General features: G+C 70.3%; 14 protein-coding genes. 3 read left to right on the top strand and 11 right to left on the bottom strand.

Going from position 1 to position 17,621, the window contains the following annotated elements:
* Positions 1–101 precede the first annotated feature (101 nt).
* From OG801_RS03485 to OG801_RS03500, 4 genes are read right to left on the bottom strand one after another with little or no spacing between them, the layout of a single operon-like run.
* Positions 102–524 (bottom strand): universal stress protein, encoded by a 423-nt coding sequence (locus tag OG801_RS03485; protein ID WP_406033663.1) that lies wholly within the window; start codon positions 522–524, stop codon positions 102–104.
* Complete coding sequence (locus OG801_RS03490; RefSeq protein WP_355020967.1) at positions 524–2,047, bottom strand: tripartite tricarboxylate transporter permease; 1,524 nt, start codon at positions 2,045–2,047, stop codon at positions 524–526. Before OG801_RS03490 ends, OG801_RS03485 begins: the two co-directional genes overlap by 1 nt.
* A 10-nt stretch (positions 2,048–2,057) precedes the next feature.
* Positions 2,058–2,588 carry a tripartite tricarboxylate transporter TctB family protein gene (locus OG801_RS03495; RefSeq protein WP_406033666.1) on the bottom strand — a complete coding sequence of 177 codons (531 nt, stop codon included), beginning with the start codon at positions 2,586–2,588 and terminating at the stop codon, positions 2,058–2,060.
* On the bottom strand, positions 2,585–3,532 hold the full coding sequence (locus OG801_RS03500) for a Bug family tripartite tricarboxylate transporter substrate binding protein (protein ID WP_406033668.1): 948 nt from the start codon (positions 3,530–3,532) through the stop codon (positions 2,585–2,587). The genes OG801_RS03495 and OG801_RS03500 overlap by 4 nt, the downstream gene beginning before the upstream one ends.
* 202 nt (positions 3,533–3,734) lie before the next feature.
* Here OG801_RS03500 and OG801_RS03505 point away from each other — a divergent pair, with 202 nt between their 5' ends.
* Together OG801_RS03505 and OG801_RS03510 are read left to right on the top strand one after the other, a co-directional pair.
* Positions 3,735–5,405: an ATP-binding protein gene (locus OG801_RS03505; protein WP_406033670.1), complete on the top strand. Its 1,671-nt coding sequence runs from the start codon at positions 3,735–3,737 to the stop codon at positions 5,403–5,405.
* Positions 5,402–6,127, top strand: a complete 726-nt coding sequence (locus tag OG801_RS03510; RefSeq protein WP_406033672.1) for a response regulator — start codon at positions 5,402–5,404, stop codon at positions 6,125–6,127. The genes OG801_RS03505 and OG801_RS03510 overlap by 4 nt, the downstream gene beginning before the upstream one ends.
* Before the next feature lie 10 nt (positions 6,128–6,137).
* Here the strand turns inward: OG801_RS03510 and OG801_RS03515 are convergent, their stop codons facing one another.
* The 4 genes from OG801_RS03515 to OG801_RS03530 form a co-directional block, all read right to left on the bottom strand.
* On the bottom strand, positions 6,138–7,154 hold the full coding sequence (locus tag OG801_RS03515) for a LacI family DNA-binding transcriptional regulator (RefSeq protein ID WP_406033674.1): 1,017 nt from the start codon (positions 7,152–7,154) through the stop codon (positions 6,138–6,140).
* A gap of 23 nt (positions 7,155–7,177) precedes the next feature.
* The gene (locus OG801_RS03520; RefSeq protein ID WP_406033677.1) at positions 7,178–8,548 is read right to left on the bottom strand and encodes a glycoside hydrolase family 16 protein; all 1,371 of its coding nucleotides are present in this window, start codon (positions 8,546–8,548) and stop codon (positions 7,178–7,180) included.
* A 207-nt stretch (positions 8,549–8,755) separates the two neighbouring features.
* Positions 8,756–10,645, bottom strand: a complete 1,890-nt coding sequence (locus OG801_RS03525; protein ID WP_406033678.1) for a helix-turn-helix domain-containing protein — start codon at positions 10,643–10,645, stop codon at positions 8,756–8,758.
* Complete coding sequence (locus OG801_RS03530) at positions 10,642–13,314, bottom strand: DNA translocase FtsK 4TM domain-containing protein (protein ID WP_406033680.1); 2,673 nt, start codon at positions 13,312–13,314, stop codon at positions 10,642–10,644. Before OG801_RS03530 ends, OG801_RS03525 begins: the two co-directional genes overlap by 4 nt.
* Before the next feature lie 76 nt (positions 13,315–13,390).
* Here OG801_RS03530 and OG801_RS03535 point away from each other — a divergent pair, with 76 nt between their 5' ends.
* Positions 13,391–14,047: a lysoplasmalogenase gene (locus OG801_RS03535; RefSeq protein WP_406033681.1), complete on the top strand. Its 657-nt coding sequence runs from the start codon at positions 13,391–13,393 to the stop codon at positions 14,045–14,047.
* Here OG801_RS03535 and OG801_RS03540 read toward each other — a convergent pair.
* The 3 genes from OG801_RS03540 to OG801_RS03550 are packed head-to-tail and all read right to left on the bottom strand — an operon-like array spanning position 14,044 to position 17,583.
* A complete protein-coding gene (locus OG801_RS03540) occupies positions 14,044–15,729 on the bottom strand; it encodes a ribonuclease J (protein WP_355020957.1) in 1,686 nt (561 codons plus the stop codon). The genes OG801_RS03535 and OG801_RS03540 overlap by 4 nt on opposite strands.
* Before the next feature lie 11 nt (positions 15,730–15,740).
* Positions 15,741–16,628 carry a 4-hydroxy-tetrahydrodipicolinate synthase gene (dapA, locus tag OG801_RS03545; RefSeq protein WP_406033684.1) on the bottom strand — a complete coding sequence of 296 codons (888 nt, stop codon included), beginning with the start codon at positions 16,626–16,628 and terminating at the stop codon, positions 15,741–15,743.
* A gap of 16 nt (positions 16,629–16,644) precedes the next feature.
* Entirely contained in the window at positions 16,645–17,583 is a 939-nt protein-coding gene (locus OG801_RS03550; protein WP_355020955.1) for an LLM class F420-dependent oxidoreductase, read from the bottom strand.
* Positions 17,584–17,621: the final 38 nt, after the last annotated feature.

Genomic DNA, 17,621 nt, shown 5'->3' on the forward strand with positions numbered 1-17,621 from the left:
GCTGGTCGGTCTCGGCGGAGGGTTCGGTGGCAGTGCTCATCACCGTGAAGTATGACGGGCACACGCCCCGGACACCGAACCCTCGCGCCGTGGAGCGTCGATCACTCGGGCACGGAGCCCGGCTTCACCGAGAGGACCGGGCAGGACGCGCCGAGCAGGATCCGCTGCGCGACGCTGCCCATCAGCAGCTTGCCGACCGGCGTACGCCGCCGCAGACCGACAACGACCAGCTTGGCGTCGAGCTGCTCGGCGGCGTCGAGGACGGCGCCGGCGACGTCCGGGTCGATCGACTGCCGGATCTCGTGCGGCCGGCCCGACTCGGTGAGCCGGCGCTCGAGCTCGTCGACCTGCTCCTCGAGGGCGTAGCGGTCGTCGACCAGGGTGTCGCCCCGGGAGGCGTTTACGACCACGACGCCGCGGTCGCGACGCTCGGCGTCGGCCAGCGCCCAGTCCAGCGCGACCGAGCCGTAGACGTCGGGCGCCCACGCCACGACCACCCAGCCACCTGCGGGAGTCTCACTCATCAGTCCACCAGCTCCTTCTCGTCCTCGACGTCGGCCGACTGCTCGGCCCGTGCCCGGACCCGGGCGATGAACGGCCGGCCCAGGATGAACAACGCGATCAGGATGTAGATGACCACCGCGAGCGGCTCGCTCAGCAACACACCGTAGTCACCGCCCGAGATCGTCAGCGCCTCACGCAGCTTGCTCTCCATCAGCGGCCCCAGGATGACGCCCAGGATCAGCGGCAGCACGGGCAGACCGAAGCGGCGCATCATCAGCCCGAGCAGACCGAAGGCGACCAGCAGCGCGATGTCGAACGGGTCCAGGTTGGTGGCGTACGCACCCAGGCAGGCGAAGAACAGGATGCCTGCGTAGAGCTGCGGCCTCGGGATCCGCAGCAGCCGGGCCCACAGCGGCGCCAGCGGCAGGTTGAGCACCAGCAGCAGGGTGTTGCCGATCAGCAGGCTGGCCAGCAGCGTCCACACCAGATCGGCGTGCTCGGTCATCAGCTGCGGGCCCGGGGTGATGCCGTAGCCCTGGAGCGCGGAGAGCATCACCGCGGCCGTGGCCGTCACCGGCAGGCCGAGAGCCAGCATCGGCACGAACATCCCGGCGGCCGAGGCGTTGTTGGCCGCCTCCGGCCCGGCGACACCCTCGATCGCGCCCCGGCCGAAGTCGCCGCGCTTGGAGAGCTTCCGCTCGGTCAGGTACGAGAGGAACGTCGGGATCTCCGCGCCACCGGCAGGAAGCGCACCGAACGGGAACCCGAAGGCGGTGCCGCGCAGCCACGGCTTCCAGGAGCGGCCCCAGTCGTCGCGTCCCATCCAGGGCCGGCCGACCGGAACCACGTGCGCCGGGCGCCGGCGCAGGTGGGCGGCCACCCACAGGGCCTCGCCGAGGGCGAAGATGCCGACCGCGACGACGACGATGTCGAGCCGGTCGACGAGCTGGGTAACACCGAAGGTGAGCCGCGGCTGACCGGTGTTGAGGTCGAGACCGACCAGGCCGATCGTCAGGCCGAGGAACAGCGCGGCGAAGCCACGCAGGGCCGAGGTGCCGAGCACCGTCGTGGTCATCACCAGGGCCAGGACCATCAGCGCGAAGTACGAGGGCGCACCCAGGTTGACGGCCACGTCGGCCAGGGCCGGCGAGAAGAAGGCCACCAGGATGGTGCCGATGGTGCCGGCGACGAACGAGCCGACCGCAGCGGTGGCCAGCGCCTGCGCGCCACGCCCCGCTCTGGCCATCCGGTTGCCTTCCAGCGCCGTCATCACCGAGGCGGACTCCCCCGGTGTGTTCAGCAGGATCGAGGTGGTGGAGCCGCCGTACATGCCGCCGTAGTAGAGGCCGGCGAACATGATGAACGCGCTGGTCGGCTCGAGCCGGTACGTCACCGGCAGCAGCAGCGCGATGGCCATCGCCGGCCCGATGCCGGGCAGTACGCCGACGAATGTTCCCAGCAGCACGCCGATGGCGGCGTAGAGCAGGTTCATCGGGGTCAGGGCGGACTCGAGTCCACCCATGAGAAGTTCGAGGTTCTCCATCAGTCAGTCCTCACAGGATCCCGTCGAGTACGCCAGGGGTGAGCGGGATGCCCAGACCGACGTAGAAGGCGTACCAGCTGGCGACCGAGAGGACGAGCCCGACTATCACGTCCCGCACGATCGTTCGGCTGCCGAGGCACCAGGCTGCGCCGGCGAACAGCGCCGCGCCCGAGATCGCCCAGCCGAGCAGGTTCACGGTCGCGACCGTGAACAGCAGGACCGCGACGAGCTTGAGGACCGTCAGCCAGTCGGCAGACGAGCTCAGGTCGACGTCCTCGCCCTCCTCGGGCTCAGGCTGGGAGCCGCGGGCGGTGGCGACCGCCAGCAGCACACCGACGACGACGAGGCCGGTGCCGATGATGTACGGGAAGACGCGGGGGCCGACCGGGTCGGCGAAGCCGACCTCCAGGCCGGTGGCGTCGATGACGGTGTAGATCCCGACGACGACCAGGAACAGGGCCAGGCCGTACTGGGCGACGTCGACCCGGCGCGCGGGGCTCTTGGGCTCGGGAGGTTGGGTTTCGGTTTCGTGGACGCTCACAGCAGGTCCAGCTCCTTCAGGGTCGAGGCGACGCGCTGGTCCTGCTCGACCAGCAGGTCGTCGAAGTCGTCGCCGGTGATGAAGGCGTCGGTCCAGCCGTTGTCCTTCAGCGCCTGCTGCCACTGCTTCGAGTCGTGCATCTGGGTGAGCAGGTCGATCAGCTCCTGCCGGCGCTCGTCGCTGATGCCCGGCGGGGCGAGTACGCCGCGCCAGTTGAGGAAGACCAGGTCGATGCCGCTCTCGGTCAGCGTGGGTGCATCGGCGAAGACGCCGGTGCCGCGCTCGTCGCCCGAGACGGCCAGGACCCGCAGCTCACCCGCCTCCACCTGGCCCTCGAACTCGGCGAGTCCGGAGAAGCCGACGTCGATCTTCTGACCGAGCAGCGCGCTGGTGAGCGGGCCACCGCCGTCGTACGGGACGTACTTGACCTTCTTCGGGTCGATGCCGGCGGCTTCGGCCAGCTGCATCGGGAAGAGGTGGTCGGGGCCACCGGGCGAGGAGCCGCCGCCGGCCACGATGGACTCGGGGTCCTCGGCCCAGGCCTTCACCAGGTCGTCGATGGTCTTGAACGGCGAGTCGGCCGGAACCAGCACGCCCTCCTGCTCCTCGATGAGCTGGGCGATCGGGGTGGCGTCCTGGGGACGGGCGTCGACGCCGAAGGAGTAGGTGGAGCCGACGACGCCCAGGCCGATGGTCATGAGCAGGTTGCCATTGCCCTCCTCGCTCATCAGTCGGGACATCGCGACGGAGCCGCCGGCGCCCAGGATGTTGGTCACCTGGATGTCGCCGCCGGTCATGTCGCCGCGATCGAGGACACCCACGGCCGCCCGGCCGGTCTGGTCATAGCCGCCGCCGGGGCTGTTCGGGATCCACATGTCGAGGTCTTTGGACTCCGCGCCACGGGTCACGCCGCAGGCCGATGCCGCGGCGAGCAGGCAGGTCACGAGTACGACGGCGAGGGCACGGGTACGGCGTATGCTCGCTGCCCGGCCCCGCTGCGGCGGCAGCGGCGGTCGGGGCGGGGACTGCGATGTCGGCGTCGACAACGGCTGGCCTCCAGACTCAGGGGAAGAAACGGTCAGTGGCGATGGTCACAGCCCGAGGTGACCGTCGTCACCATTCGGCAACCAAAGGAGGTTGTGTAACTTGTGGTCACAGGGTCCGCGGCGCCACCTGTCGCTGGCCGGGCAGGTACTGCTGCTGCAGCTCTCGGTGCTGCTGCTCGTCGTCGTGGCGACCAGCATCGTCTCCCTGCGGCAGAGCGACGCCGACTTCCGTGACTCCCGCGAGGACCGGCTGCGCGCCGCCGCGGAGAGCCTGGCCGGGATCGCGGCGATCCAGGACGGACTGACCAGCAGCACCCCCGACCGGCAGGCCCTGGGCTTCTACCTGCAGACCCGGGCTGCCGACGCGGGCGCCGACACGGCCTACCTCACCGCGCTCGACGGCACGGTCCTCGTCGCCACCGACCCGACCCGGGTCGGCGAGACCCTCGATCTGGGCAGGCGCGAGACGAGCCGGGCCTGGTCCGGCGACATCGATGACGCCGGCCGTCGGGCGATCGCCGCCCAGGTCCCGGTGTACGGCGGAGGCTCGACGGGTGCGGACGCCGAGGCGCCGCGTCCGGTCGGCGTGGTCGTCGTGACCGAGGACTACCCGCCGCTGACCGAGCGCCTCGCCCGCACCTGGGCCGATGCCCTCACGGTGCTGCTGGCCGGTCTTGCGCTCGGCGTGCTGGGGTCGTGGCTGCTGGCGCGGCTGATCAAGCGGCGTACGCGTGGGCTGGAGCCGCGCGACATCGCCGCCCTCGCCGACCACCGCGAGGGCCTGCTGCGCTCGATCCGCGAGGGGGTGCTGGCCGTCGGCGCCGACGGGCGGGTCAGCCTGATGAGCGACAGCGCCCGCGAGCTGCTCGGGCTGACCTCGGACCCGACCGGACACCGGCTCGACGAGCTCGACCTGCCCGCCGAGACGCTCGCCCTGCTGAGCGGACCCGAGGAGGTGCACGACGCGCCGCTGGTCGCCGGTGAGCGGGTGCTGGTGCTCAACCGCAACCGGGTCCACCACGACGGCCGACCCGCCGGCACCGTCACCACGCTGCGCGACCGCACCGAGCTGGTCGCGCTGCAGAGCGAGCTCAACGCCCGCGAGAGCGTCACCGAGACCCTGCGGGCGCAGACCCACGAGTTCAGCAACCAGCTGCACACCATCACCGGGCTCCTCGAGCTGGAGGAGTACGCCGAGGTGGGCCAGTTCGTCACCGGGCTGACCGCACGCCGGGCGGCACTGAGCGACCACATCACCTCCCGGATCGACGACCCCGCGGTGGCCGCGCTGCTCATCGCCAAGGCCAGCCTGGCCGCCGAACGACGGGTCAGCATCGATCTGGAGACGTCGAGCGCGCTGCCGCGGCTCACCCCCGACGGCTCCGCCGACGTCGTCACCGTCCTCGGCAACCTGGTCGACAACGCCGTCGACGCCGCTGCGCTGGTCGGGCCGCTCGACGGTCGGGTCGGCGTACGTCTGACGGCCGAGGGCGAGACCGTGACCGTCCGCGTCTCCGACACCGGCGGCGGTGTGCCGGCCGAGCGGCTGCCCGAGATCTTCCGGCGCGGCTTCAGCACCAAGCCGCGCGACGCCAGCGGCCGCGGTGTCGGGCTCGCGCTGGTGCAGCTGGTGTGCCGTGCACGCGGCGGCGAGGTCGAGGTGGAGAATAGCGGGTCGGCGGAGCGCCCAGGAGCGGTCTTCATCGCGACCCTGCCAGGCGCCGCGCCGCTCGCCCCACCCACCACCACTGCCCCCGAGGAGGCCCGATGACGTCCGCACCGGAGCTCACCGTGCTCGTGGTCGAGGACGACTTCATGGTGGCCTCGATCCACACCCGCTTCGTGGAGCGCGTCGACGGGTTCCGCGTCGTCGGCGTGGCCGCGACCGGCTCCCAGGCGCTCGAGGAGACCGCCCGCCTCTCCCCCGACGTGCTGCTGCTCGACGTGCACCTTCCCGACTTCAGCGGCATCGAGCTGCTGCGCCGGCTGCGCGGACGCGGCGACGACGCCGACGTCATCGTCATCACCGCCGCCCGCGAGGCCGACACGGTGCGGGCCGCCGCGGCCGGTGGCGCCGCCCACTACGTGGTGAAGCCGTTCCCGTTCGAGGACCTCGCCGCCCGCCTCGACGACGTACGCCGCTCCCGCGAGGCGCTCGCCCGGATCGGGCAGCGAGCCGAGGGAGCCGAGGGTGCCGAGCACCGCGACGAGGTCCAGGCCGGCATCGACGAGGTCTTCAGCCACCAGGGCACACGCGAGACTCGTGAGCGGCTGCCGAAGGGGCTCAGTGCCGAGACCGCTCGGTCGGTGCTGGCCGCACTGACCGAGTCCGGTGAGCTCAGTGCCACCGAGTGCGCCGACGCGATCGGAGTCTCCCGGGTGAGCGCGCGCCGCTATCTCGAGCACTTCGCGAGCACGGGCCGGATCGGCGTACGTCTCAACTACGGCACCGCCGGGCGACCCGAGCGGCGCTACCGCGCGGGCAACGCCTGAGGCTCCTGCCTCAGGCGGACTCGCGGATCACCAGCCTCGTCGGGAGCACGACCGAGGCCTCGACCTCCTCCCCCGCCACCAGGCGGAGGATCTGCTCGGCGAGGCGGGTGCCGATCTCATGGATCGGCTGGTGCACCGTCGTCAGCGGCGGGTCGGTGAACCGCGCCGCCTCGACGTCATCGAACCCGATCACCGCCACGTCGTCGGGCACCCGGCGGCCGAGCCGGCGCAGCGTACGCAGGGCGCCGTCGGCCATCAGGTCGGAGGCCGCGAAGACGGCGTCGATGCCGGGATCGCGCTGCAGCAGCCGCTCCATCGCGTCGATACCGGACTGGCGCATGAAGTCGCCCTCCTCGACCAACGGCACCGCCCCGGGCAGAGCTCGGAGACCGGTGAGGTAGCCCGCCAGGCGCTCGCGCCCGGCGACCATGTCCTGCGGCCCGGCGATGGTCGCGATCCGGCGCCGGCCGAGACCGACGAGGTGGTTCATCGCCGCTTCGACGCCGCTGGCGTGCTCGACGTCGATGAACGGCACCGTCGCCTCACCCAGCGGCCGCCCGCTGGTGACGACCGGGACGCCCGCCGCCCGTAGCTCCTCGGGCAGGGTGTCGGCGCCGTGCATCGAGGCCAGCACGACACCGTCGACGGTGCGGCCGTGCACGTAGCGCAGGATCCGGTCGTGGCTCGACTGCGTCGAGGCGAGCAGCAGCACCAGCTGCTTGTCCGCCTTCTCCAGCGCCTCCCCGACACCCCGGATCACGCCGGGGAAGAAGGCGTCGTCGGAGAAGACCCGGGTCGCGGACTCCGGCAGGATCAGGGCGATGGAGTCCGTACGCTGCGTCACCAGGCTCCGCGCCGCCGGGTTCGGCACGTAGCCGAGGTCGGCGATGGCCCGGCGGATGCTCTCGGCGACGTCGGGGCGCACGGTCGTGGAGCCGTTGACGACGCGCGAGACCGTCGCTCGCGAGGCCCCGGCCGCCCGCGCCACCGTCTCCAGCGTCGGCCGGCCGGCCGGGGTCTCGTTCATGAGTGGAACCTATCGCCTCCCGCTCACCGGGAGAACGTGAACCAGTTGAGGTTCACGAAGTCGGCCGGCTGGCCGCTGGTGAACCGCAGGAACACCGTGTGCGTGCCGGTCACCCCGCTGATGCTGCCCGGGACCGTACGCCAGCTCTGCCAGCCTCCGGTGTTGGCCACCGAGAAGCTGCCGATCGGGGCGTTGTTCACGTTGTCGAGGCGTACTTCGACCAGGCCGCTGACCCCCGCGGGCGCGCCGGAGGCGACCCGCGCGGAGAACGTACGGGCGGCGCTCGAGCCGAAGTTCACGCCGTCGTAGCGGAGCCAGTCGCCGTTGCCGAGATAGCCGACGTTCTGACCGCCACCGGTGTCGGTGGTCGCCTCGGTCTGGGTGCCGCTCTGGGCGTTGTAGGACTCAGCCTGGATGGTCGAGTAGGCGTCCCGGTTGCCCGGGGCGGGCGGGTCGGTCGGCTCGGTGGTGCCACCGCCCTTGGAGTAGACCGCGACGTAGTCGACCAGCATCGGCACGCCGGAGGCGGTCGCCGAGGTCGGGTTGCCGGGCCAGCCGCCGCCGATCGCGACGTTGAGGATGATGAAGAAGCCGTGGTTGGTCGCGTTGTTCCAGGTCGTCGCGTCGACCTGGTCCGAGCGGACCGTGTGGTAGAGCGTGTTGTCGACGTAGAACCGGATCTGCTGCGGGCTGGTGCTGCGGTCCCACTCCATCGCGTAGGTGTGGAACGACGACTGGCAGGTCGAGCCCGGGCAGCCCTGGAGGGTCCCGCCGAGGCCGGTGGTCTCGTTGCACGGGCCGCCGGGCGAGGTGCCGCAGTGCAGCGTGCCCCAGACCTGGTTGGCCCCGTTGACGTTCTCCATGATGTCGATCTCGCCGATGCCCGGCCAGTTCCAGTAGTTGCCACGGAAGGGCTCTCCCAGCATCCAGAACGCCGGCCAGATGCCCTGGGCCGCCGCGCCGGTGACGTTCGGCATCTGGATGCGGCCCTCGACGCGGAGCACGCCGCCGGAGGGCGGCTGGAAGTCGGTACGGGTCGTCTCGATGCGGCCGGAGGTCCAGTTACCGGCGCCGTCGCGGATCGGCTTGATGACGAGGTTGCCGTTGCCGTCCTGGTAGACGTTCTGGGTGCTGTCGCTGTGGTACGCGATCTCGCCGGTGCCCCAGTTGGCGGCGCCACCGGGGTAGGAGTGGCCGATGTCGTACATCCAGTTGCTGGTGTTGATCCGCGACCCGGCAGCGCCGGTGAAATCGTCGCTCCACACCTTCGTCCAGCCGGCCGGGGTGCCCGGCTCCGACGCCTCCGACGCCTGCCCGAACGATGTCAGCGGGATCGCCACCGCGACCACGCCGGCCGCGATCACAGCGGCTCCTAATGCCTTGAGACTTCTCATGATGACTCGCTTCCCGATGAATGAGCGATGAGTCCGGCGACTCGTGAGAGCGCTCTCTCGGGTGTCATGGTCCCAAAGCCGATGTGACCCGCGTCACCAAACTCCGAACTCTTTAACAACCGCCGAGTCGGCGCGTTCTGACCGAAAACAGCGCCGAGTCGGCTCGTCATGACGAGCCGACTCGGCGTGCTTGAGGTTGAGAGCGCGCTAGTTGGCGGTGTAGGTGCGCTGAGCGGCTTCGCCGGTCTTGCCGAGGGCCTTGGCCTTGCCGTCGCCGACGGCGACCTTGAGAGAACCGTCGGAGGTCTGTACGCGCAGGGGCGGGGTGACCTGGAGCGACTTGGACTCGCCGAAGGCGAGGTCACCGCTGAAGACGACCTTGCCGCGCGAGTCGCGGACGACCACGTGGGCACCGCCACCTGCGGCGGAGACGGTCACCGCTACGGGCGAGGACTTGCCGTAGGGGCTGTCGGTGCCGGCGGAGCCGTCGAGCTGGATCGCTCCAGCCTCGGGCTCGTGCTGGGTGCCGTCGATGACCAGGCGCGCGACCGACCAGACCAGGATGACCGCCATCACCGCGGCGACCAGGACCGACCAGGACGGACCGCCACGCATCCGCCGGACAGGGCGGATCGCCGCGCTGTGGGCGAGCTCGGCCTCGAAGACGGCGCGCGGGCTGACCGGGCCGGAGGCGTACTTCTCGTCATAGGTGCGCAGCAGCGGCGCGACCTCGATGCCGAGGACCCGGGCCAGCGTGCGCAGGTGGCCACGGGCGTAGAAGTCGCCGCCGCAGGGGCCGAAGTCGTCGACCTCGATCGCCTCGATGACGTGCGGGCGGATCCGCGTCCACTCGGCCAGGCCGTCCATGTCCAGCGCGAGCCGGCGGCGGGCCGCGGCGATCTCGGCACCGATCTCGGGGACCTTGGCCGGCACCACCTCGGTGGGCTCGTCGTCGACACCGTCGATAGCCAGCGCCTTGACCCCCTCGTCGGGCACCGGGATCGGACGTACGCCCTCGGGCTCGGAGTCCTCGACGTCCTCGTCGACATCCGCGTCCTCGATGTCCGCGTCGGCGAACGCGGCCTCTGCCAGGTCCAGCTGGAGCGCGTTCGCACCGTGGACGGCGATGGTCTCCTGCGGCTCCTCGGGCACGTAGCGCACATCCACCCGGACCGCCGTCGAGGGCTCGCGCAGCGGTGCGACCGGCTCCGCCTTCACCTCGGGCTCGGGCTCGGGGTCGGTCTTCGGCGTCGTCTCGTCCTGGTTCGTGTCCCGGTCCACCTGGTCCTGCTCCGCCTCGTCCACCACGTCTGCGGCATTGATATCAGGCTCGTCCAAGACCCGGAGCATCCGGGGGTTGGTGTCTCCGGCCTGCTCGGAGAGGGGCGGGCGGACCGCGGTGTCACCGTCGTCCGAGGCGGCATCGGCAGTGTGGTCTTCGGTGCTCTCGTCGGTGTCCGCCTCCGGCTCGTCCGCCTCGAGCGCAGGGTCGATCTCGACGACCTCGACGCCGTCGGCGGCGACGATCGCGATCGCCTCGGTGACGTCGTCACCGGCGCCCAGCACGCGGGTGGAGAGGCCGAGCGGAAGCGAGAACGGGAGGCCGTAGAGGCGCTCGGTCAGCATCGCCTGGCGCCGGGCGGTCGGCGAGAGCTCATCGAGCACCTCGTCCTCGTCGTGCAGCAGCACGCCGATGCGGCCGTCCTTCCAGAACCGCTCGATACCGTCCGGACGCGGGGTGTGCTCGACGGACTCGATCTTCGACCACGGGATGCCCTGCCAGGTCTGGCCGAAGCGTAGGCGTACGCCCTGCTCGTCGACGAGCAGCAGCGGCATCCGGGAGTCCCAGGCAGTCCAGCCCTGCACCGCCGCGACGGCGAGCAGGATCAGGCCGAGCAGGTAGCCCTCGATGCCGCCGCGCAGCACGAAGGCGATGCCGACGAGCAGCGACGCGAGCGCCACCACCAGCGCGAGGCGGCCGTTGCGGCGCACCTCGACGACGTCGACATCGTGGGTCTCGGCAGAGTCGATGGTCTCGGCAGAGTCGACTGTCTCGGCAGGGTCGGCGGTCTCGACCGCCGGTGAATTCTCGCTCACATCTCCCCCTGGATCGTTGCGATGACGCCGTCGATCTCGTCCGGCTTGACGAGTACGTCGCGTGCCTTGGAGCCCTCGGAGGGACCGACCACGCCGCGCGACTCGAGGATGTCCATCAGGCGGCCGGCCTTGGCGAACCCGACGCGGAGCTTGCGCTGCAGCATCGAGGTCGACCCGAACTGGGTCGAGACGATCAGCTCGATCGCCTGGATCACCAGGTCCATGTCGTCGCCGATGTCATCGTCCAGCACCCGCTTGGATTCCGCCGGGGCGGTCACGTCCTCGCGGTAGGACGGTTCGAGCTGGCCCTTGACCGACTTCACGACCGCGTTGATCTCGCTCTCCGAGACCCACGAGCCCTGCACACGGATCGGCTTGGAGGAGCCCATCGGCAGGAACAGCCCGTCACCCTGGCCGACCAGCTTCTCCGCACCCGGCTGGTCGAGGATGACGCGCGAGTCGGCCAGCGACGAGGTCGCGAAGGCGAGGCGCGAGGGCACGTTGGCCTTGATCAGACCCGTGACCACGTCGACCGAGGGCCGCTGCGTGGCCAGCACCAGGTGGATGCCGGCGGCACGGGCGAGCTGGGTGATTCGTACGACCGCGTCCTCGACGTCGCGCGGGGCGACCATCATCAGGTCGGCGAGCTCGTCGACGATGACCAGCAGGTAGGGGTAGGGCGACAGGACCCGCTCGGAGTCGGGCGGGAGCTGCACCTTCCCGGCGCGTACGGCCTTGTTGAAGTCGTCGACGTGACGGAAGCCGAAGTTGGCCAGGTCGTCGTAGCGCATGTCCATCTCGCGTACGACCCAGGCCAGCGCCTCGGCGGCCTTCTTCGGGTTGGTGATGATCGGCGTGATCAGGTGCGGCACGCCCTCGTAGGAGTTGAGCTCGACCCGCTTGGGGTCGACCATGATCATCCGCACCTCGTCGGGCGTGGCCCGCATCAGCACCGAGGTGATCATCGAGTTGATGAAGGACGACTTACCCGAGCCGGTCGCACCGGCGACCAGCAGGTGGGGCATCTTGGCCAGGTTGGCGACCACGAAGCCGCCCTCGACGTCCTTGCCGACACCGGTGATCATCGGGTGGTGGTCGCCGCGCGCCGCGTTGGAGCGGAGCACGTCGCCGAGGGTGACGATCTCCTTGTCGCTGTTCGGGATCTCCACACCGACGGCGGACTTGCCGGGGATCGGCGAGAGGATGCGTACGTCCGCGGAGGCCACCGCGTAGGCGATGTTCTTCTGGATGCCGGTGATCTTCTCGACCTTCACGCCGGAGCCGAGCTCCACGATGTAGCGGGTGACCGTCGGGCCGCGGGTGTAGCCGGTGACCGCGGCGTCGATGTTGAACTCCTCCAGCACCGCCTGGAGCCGGTTGACGATGTCGTCGGAGGCCTTGGACCGGGCCTTGTGCGGCGAGCCGGGCTTGAGCAGGTCGCTGCCCGGGAGCGTGTAGGTCACGTCGCCCGCGAGCATCAGCTGCTCGACGCGCTGGGGCAGCTCGGCGTGCGGCGGCGGCTCGAGGTCGCGCCGCTTGCCGGGCTTCGGGGCCGTGTCCGCGACCGCGGGCATGAGGCCCGCCGCGTCGCTGGGCACTGCCTCGTCGGGCTGGGTGTCGGCGTCCGGGTCCTCGTCGAGGGCGAGCGCGATGTCGAGCCCGTCCTTCTTGCGCTTCTTCTTCGGCTTCTCCTCCTCGAGGAGCGGCGTCTCGTAGGGCTCGAAGCCCTCCGGGTCGAAGGTGTCGTCGTCGGCGAAGAGCTTGTTGCCCCGGCGTACCCGCCGGAGGTTGGTGCCGCTCTCGCTCATCTCCTCGGGCGGGGTCAGGCCCAGCGCCCGGTCGCGCAGCCCCACCAGGCGACTCGGCACCTGGTAGAGCGGGGTCCCGGTGATCACCAGGATCCCGAAGACGACGAGAAGGGACAGGAGTACGACGACCACGGCCGTCGAGCGCATGACGTCGAGCAGCAGGCTGGCCACGACGTAGCCGATCGCGCCACCGGCCCACTGCAGCTCGGTGCTGTCGCCCGAGGTGGGCTGCGGGTTGCCGTTGGCGATCTGGATGATGCCGAGCGTGGCCATCAGGAACGCGGCCCAGCCGATCGCGAGCCGGCCGACCGGGGCGGCGTTGACCGGGTCGCGCATCAGCCGGGCACCGGCGACGACGAGCGCGATGGGCACCAGCCAGCCGACCTTGCCGACAACGCCGGCCACGGCGATGCGTACGACGTCGAAGAACTGCCCGCCGAGCTGGAACCAGACGCCGGCGGCGACGAGGACGGAGAGGCCGATCAGGAAGAGGCCGGCGCCGTCGCGCCGGTGCTCCGGCTCGAGGTCACTGGCGGCCTGGCCACCGACGCGGAAGACGGCCGCCACTCCCCCGGCGATCGCCAGCCACAGGCTCGCGATGGTCGAGAAGATGGCGTCGAAGAGTACCGCGATCGGGCTGGGCCCGTTACGTACGGCACGAGGTGGCGTACGGTTCGTCGTCTTCCGGTTGGTCGATTTTGCGGCGGGACGGCGCTTGTTCTGGCCTTTGTTCGGCGCTGCCTTTGAGCGGGCCCGGCTCGTGGCCGTTGCTCGCTTTGTCGTGGTCGTACTCCGGGGACGGGTGCTCTTGGTGGTGGTCGAGCTCCGCGAACCCGGCGGGGAAGACGTACGGGTCGCCATACAAGCAGGGTATTTGACCGAGCGGCCTGGCTCCGGGACCCCATGGGGGTGTGTTGCATCGGTGTAGTTTGCCGCCATGCAGAGCCTCGCAGTCCTCATCGCCCTTCTCACCGCCGCCGATGCCGTGGCGGACTGGACCTGCGTGTGGTTCGGCTGGCGGCGGATCCACTACGTCACCAAGCCCCTGGTGATGGTGGGGCTGATGGTGTTGGTGGGACTCGTCGGCGACGGCGAGCCGGCAGCGTGGTGGCTGATCGTCGCGCTCTTCTTCGGGATGCTCGGCGACATCTCGATGATCGGGTCCTCGGCGCGGCGGTTCCTCGGCGGCGTGGCGCTCTTCTTCGTCGGCCACCTGGCGTACGCCGTGACCTTCCTCGCCCTCGGCCTGGAGACCCCCGCGTGGTCCTGGGCCGGGATCGCGGTCGCGGTTGTGCTGGCGATCCCGATGGGCCGAGTGCTCCGGGGCGCCCGGGAGATGGGCGGCGTGCCGATGGCGGCGGCCCTGGCGGCGTACTCGCTGGTGATCGCCACCATGCTCGTGCTCGGCTGGCTGACCGGGAGCGTGTGGATCGCGGCGGGTGCGACGATCTTCGTCGTCAGCGACACCCTGATCGGGCTCAACCTCGCCGAGCACGGCAACGAGCCGCCGCGCCTGACCAACGTGCAGATCATGGTGACCTACCACGTCGGCCAGGCGCTGATCACGGCTGGCGTGCTGCTCGCGCTCGCCTAGGCCTCGATGACGACCGGGACGATCATCGGGCGGCGGCGGTGGGTGCTGGAGACCCAGCGCCCGAACGTACGCCGGATGGCCTGCTGCAGCTGGTAGGTGTCGGTCGCACCCTCCGAGATGGCCCGGTTGACCGCCTTGACGATCGGCTGCTTGATCGGCTCGAAGGCGTTGTCGGGCCACACATGGCCGCGGGCGTGGATCTCGGGGCCGCTGGCGACGGTGCCCTTGACCGAGTCGACCACGACGACGATCGAGACGAAGCCCTCCTCGGACAGGATCCGGCGGTCCTTGAGCTCGGACTCGGTGACGTCCCCGACGGTGGTGCCGTCGACGAAGACGTAGCCGCACTCGACCTTGCCCGCGATCTCGGCCTTGCCGTCGATGAGGTCGACGACGACGCCGTCCTCGGCGTAGACGACGCTCTCGACGCCGGTCTGGCGGGCCAGGTCACCGTTGGCGAGCAGGTGACGCACCTCGCCGTGGACGGGCATCACGTTGCGTGGGCGGACGATGTTGTAGCAGTAGAGCAGCTCGCCGGCGCTCGCGTGGCCCGAGACGTGCACCAGGGCGTTGCCCTTGTGGACCACGTTGGCGCCCAGACGGGCGAGCCCGTTGATCACCCGGTAGATCGAGTTCTCGTTGCCCGGGATCAGGCTGCTGGCCAGCAGGACGGTGTCGCCCGGCTCGATGTGCACGAAGTTGTGGGTGCCGTTGGCGATGCGGGACAGCGCCGACATCGGCTCGCCCTGGGAGCCGGTCGAGACCATGACGACCTTCTCCGGCGGCAGGTCGGCGAGCTCCTTGGCGTCCACGATGACGTCCTCGGGCACGTGCAGGTAGCCCAGGTCGGAGGCGATCTGCATGTTGCGGACCATCGACCGACCGACGTACGCCACCTTGCGGCCGTGCGCAACAGCGCTGTCGAGCACCTGCTGGACGCGGTGCACGTGGGAGGCGAAGCAGGCCACGATGATGCGCTGGTCGGACTCGCGGAAGACCTGCTCGATTGCCGGCGCGATCTTCTTCTCGGCGGTCGTGAAGCCGGGGACCTCGGCGTTGGTGGAGTCGGTGAGGAACAGGTCCACACCCTCCTCGCCGAGCCGGGCGAACGCGCGCAGGTCGGTGATCCGGCCGTCCAGCGGCAGCTGGTCCATCTTGAAGTCGCCGGTGTGGAGCACGAGCCCGGCCCCGGTGCGGATCGCGACCGCGAGCGCGTCGGGGATGGAGTGGTTGACGGCGACGAACTCGAGCTCGAACGGCCCGAAGGAGATCGTGTCGCCCTCGCTAACCTTGTGCTGGACGGTCTCGCGCAGGCGGTGCTCGCGCAGCTTGGAACTCAAAAAGGCCAGGGTCAGCTCGGAGCCGACCAGCGGGATGTTCTGGCGCTCCCTGAGGAGGTAGGGCGTCGCGCCGATGTGGTCCTCGTGACCGTGGGTCAGGACCAGCGCCTCGATGTCGCCGAGCCGGTCACGGATCGGTCCGAAGTCGGGCAGGATCAGGTCGACCCCGGGCTGCTGCTCTTCGGGGAAGAGCACGCCGCAGTCGACGATCAGCAGCCGGCCGTCGTACTCGAAGACGGTCATGTTGCGGCCGACCTCGCCGAGGCCGCCGAGAGGGGTGACCCGCAGGCCGCCCTTGGGGAGCTTGCCGGGTTCGGTCAGCTCCGGGTGTGGGTGAGACAAAGGCATTCCTTCTAGAGAAGGCCAGAGGCCTCCAGCCCGGCTCGCAGCGCTTCGACCTCGTCATCGTCGAGAGCCACCAGGGGCCCTCGTACGTTGCGGTTGTCGATCACGCCGGTCAGCTCGAGAGCGGCCTTGGCAGTGGTGGCTCCGTAGTTCGGGACGCCCATGATGGCGTCGATCGCGGGGAGCATCCGCGCATAAGTCTTGCGGGCGGTCTCGATGTCGCTCGCCGCGAAGGCGTCGATCATCGTCCGCGTCTGGTCGCCAAGCACGTGGGCGGCGACGCTGATCACGCCGACGGCGCCGTGCGCCAGCCAGGCGAGGGTGAGCGCGTCGTCACCGGAGTAGATCGAGTAGCCGAGGTCGAGCAGCCTGGTGCCGCGCGGGAAGTCGCCGGCGGCCTCCTTGACCGCGACGACGGTGTCCCAGGTGATCGCCTCGCGGTAGGTGTCGAGGGTGATCGGGGAGCCGGTGCGGCCGGGGACGTCGTAGAGGATGACCGGGGTGTCGGTCGCGGAGACGACGGTGCGGAAGTGCTCGCGGATGCCCCGCTCGCCCGGCTTGTTGTAGTAGGGCGTCACCAGCAGCAGGCCGTCGGCGCCGATCGACGCCGCCTGCTTGGCGAGCTGGACGGTGGTGCGGGTGTCGTTGGTGCCGATGCCGGCCACGATCTTGGCGCGGTCGCCGACGGCGTCCTTGACCGCGGCCAGGATCTCGCCGTCCTCGGCCGGAGTGGTGGTCGGCGACTCGCCGGTGGTGCCGGAGACGACGATGCCGTCGTGGCCGTGATCGACCAGGTGCTTGGCGACTTTCTGGGTCTGCTCCAGGTCGACCGAGCCATCGTCGTTGAACATCGTGACGAGTGCTGAGAGCACGGTGCCGAAGGGAGCATCAGTCATGGCGTACAGACTATCGTCAGACGCGCGGCATGACCTCGTCGGCTACGAGAGCGAGATGGTCGAGATCGCTCAGGTCGAGCACCTGAAGGTAGATGCGGGCCGCGCCGACGTCCTCGAACCGCTTGATCTTGGCGACCACCTCGTCCGGAGTGCCCGCCAGACCGTTCTCACGCAGCTCGGCGGGCTCGCGGCCGATCGCCCGCGCACGGCGGGCGATCTCGTCCTCGTCGCGGCCGACGCAGAGCACCTGGGCGGCGGAGTAGATGATCGAGTCGTCCCGGCCGGCCGCCTCCACGAAGCGCCCGACGTTCTCGAACAGTGCCAAGGACTCCTCGACGGAGACGAAGGCGGCGTTGAACTCGTCGGCGAAGGTCGCGGCCAGCGTCGGCGTACGCTTCTTGCCGCCGCCGCCCACGATCACCGGGATCGAGCCGGCGTGGCCACGGGTCTGGATCGGCTTCGGCAGGCCCGGGCTCTCCTTGATCGTGTAGTGCTTCCCGTTGAAGTCGAAGGTCTCCCCCGGCTCGGTCGCCCACAGCCCGGTGATGATCTCCAACTGCTCCTCCAGCCGGTCGAACCGCTCTCCCAGGGCCGGGAACGGGATCCCGTACGCCTCGTGCTCCTGCTCGAACCAGCCCGCCCCCAGGCCGAGCTCGACCCGGCCCTCGGACATGTCGTCCACGTTGGCGGCCTGGATGGCCAGCACACCCGGGAGGCGGAAGGTCGCCGAGGTGACCAGTGTGCCGAGCCGGATCGTGCTCGTGTCGCGGGCCAGGCCGGCGAGCGTCGTCCACGCGTCGCTCGGTCCGGGCAGTCCGTCGACCGAGCCCATCTTCAGGTAGTGGTCGGAGCGGAAGAACGCCCCGAACCCCAGCTCCTCGGCCTTCTGGGCGACAGCGAGGATGTCGGCGTAGGACGCCCCCTGCTGGGGCTCGGTGAAGATGCGTAGCTCCATGCCGTTTACCTTAGAGGGGCGAGACACCTACTCGCGCG

The organism is Nocardioides sp. NBC_00163 (genome assembly GCF_045206295.1).
Classification (GTDB): Bacteria; Actinomycetota; Actinomycetes; order Propionibacteriales; family Nocardioidaceae; genus Nocardioides.

What these genes read in the sequence shown, in the direction of transcription:
- OG801_RS03485 (WP_406033663.1), bottom strand. Translation starts at nt 524, where the DNA reads ATGAGTGAGACTCCCGCAGGTGGCTGGGTGGTCGTGGCGTGGGCGCCC.
- OG801_RS03490 (WP_355020967.1), bottom strand. Translation starts at nt 2,047, where the DNA reads ATGGAGAACCTCGAACTTCTCATGGGTGGACTCGAGTCCGCCCTGACC.
- OG801_RS03510 (WP_406033672.1), top strand. Translation starts at nt 5,402, where the DNA reads ATGACGTCCGCACCGGAGCTCACCGTGCTCGTGGTCGAGGACGACTTC.
- OG801_RS03515 (WP_406033674.1), bottom strand. Translation starts at nt 7,154, where the DNA reads ATGAACGAGACCCCGGCCGGCCGGCCGACGCTGGAGACGGTGGCGCGG.
- OG801_RS03520 (WP_406033677.1), bottom strand. Translation starts at nt 8,548, where the DNA reads ATGAGAAGTCTCAAGGCATTAGGAGCCGCTGTGATCGCGGCCGGCGTG.
- OG801_RS03530 (WP_406033680.1), bottom strand. Translation starts at nt 13,314, where the DNA reads ATGGCGACCCGTACGTCTTCCCCGCCGGGTTCGCGGAGCTCGACCACC.
- OG801_RS03535 (WP_406033681.1), top strand. Translation starts at nt 13,391, where the DNA reads ATGCAGAGCCTCGCAGTCCTCATCGCCCTTCTCACCGCCGCCGATGCC.
- dapA (WP_406033684.1), bottom strand. Translation starts at nt 16,628, where the DNA reads ATGACTGATGCTCCCTTCGGCACCGTGCTCTCAGCACTCGTCACGATG.
- OG801_RS03550 (WP_355020955.1), bottom strand. Translation starts at nt 17,583, where the DNA reads ATGGAGCTACGCATCTTCACCGAGCCCCAGCAGGGGGCGTCCTACGCC.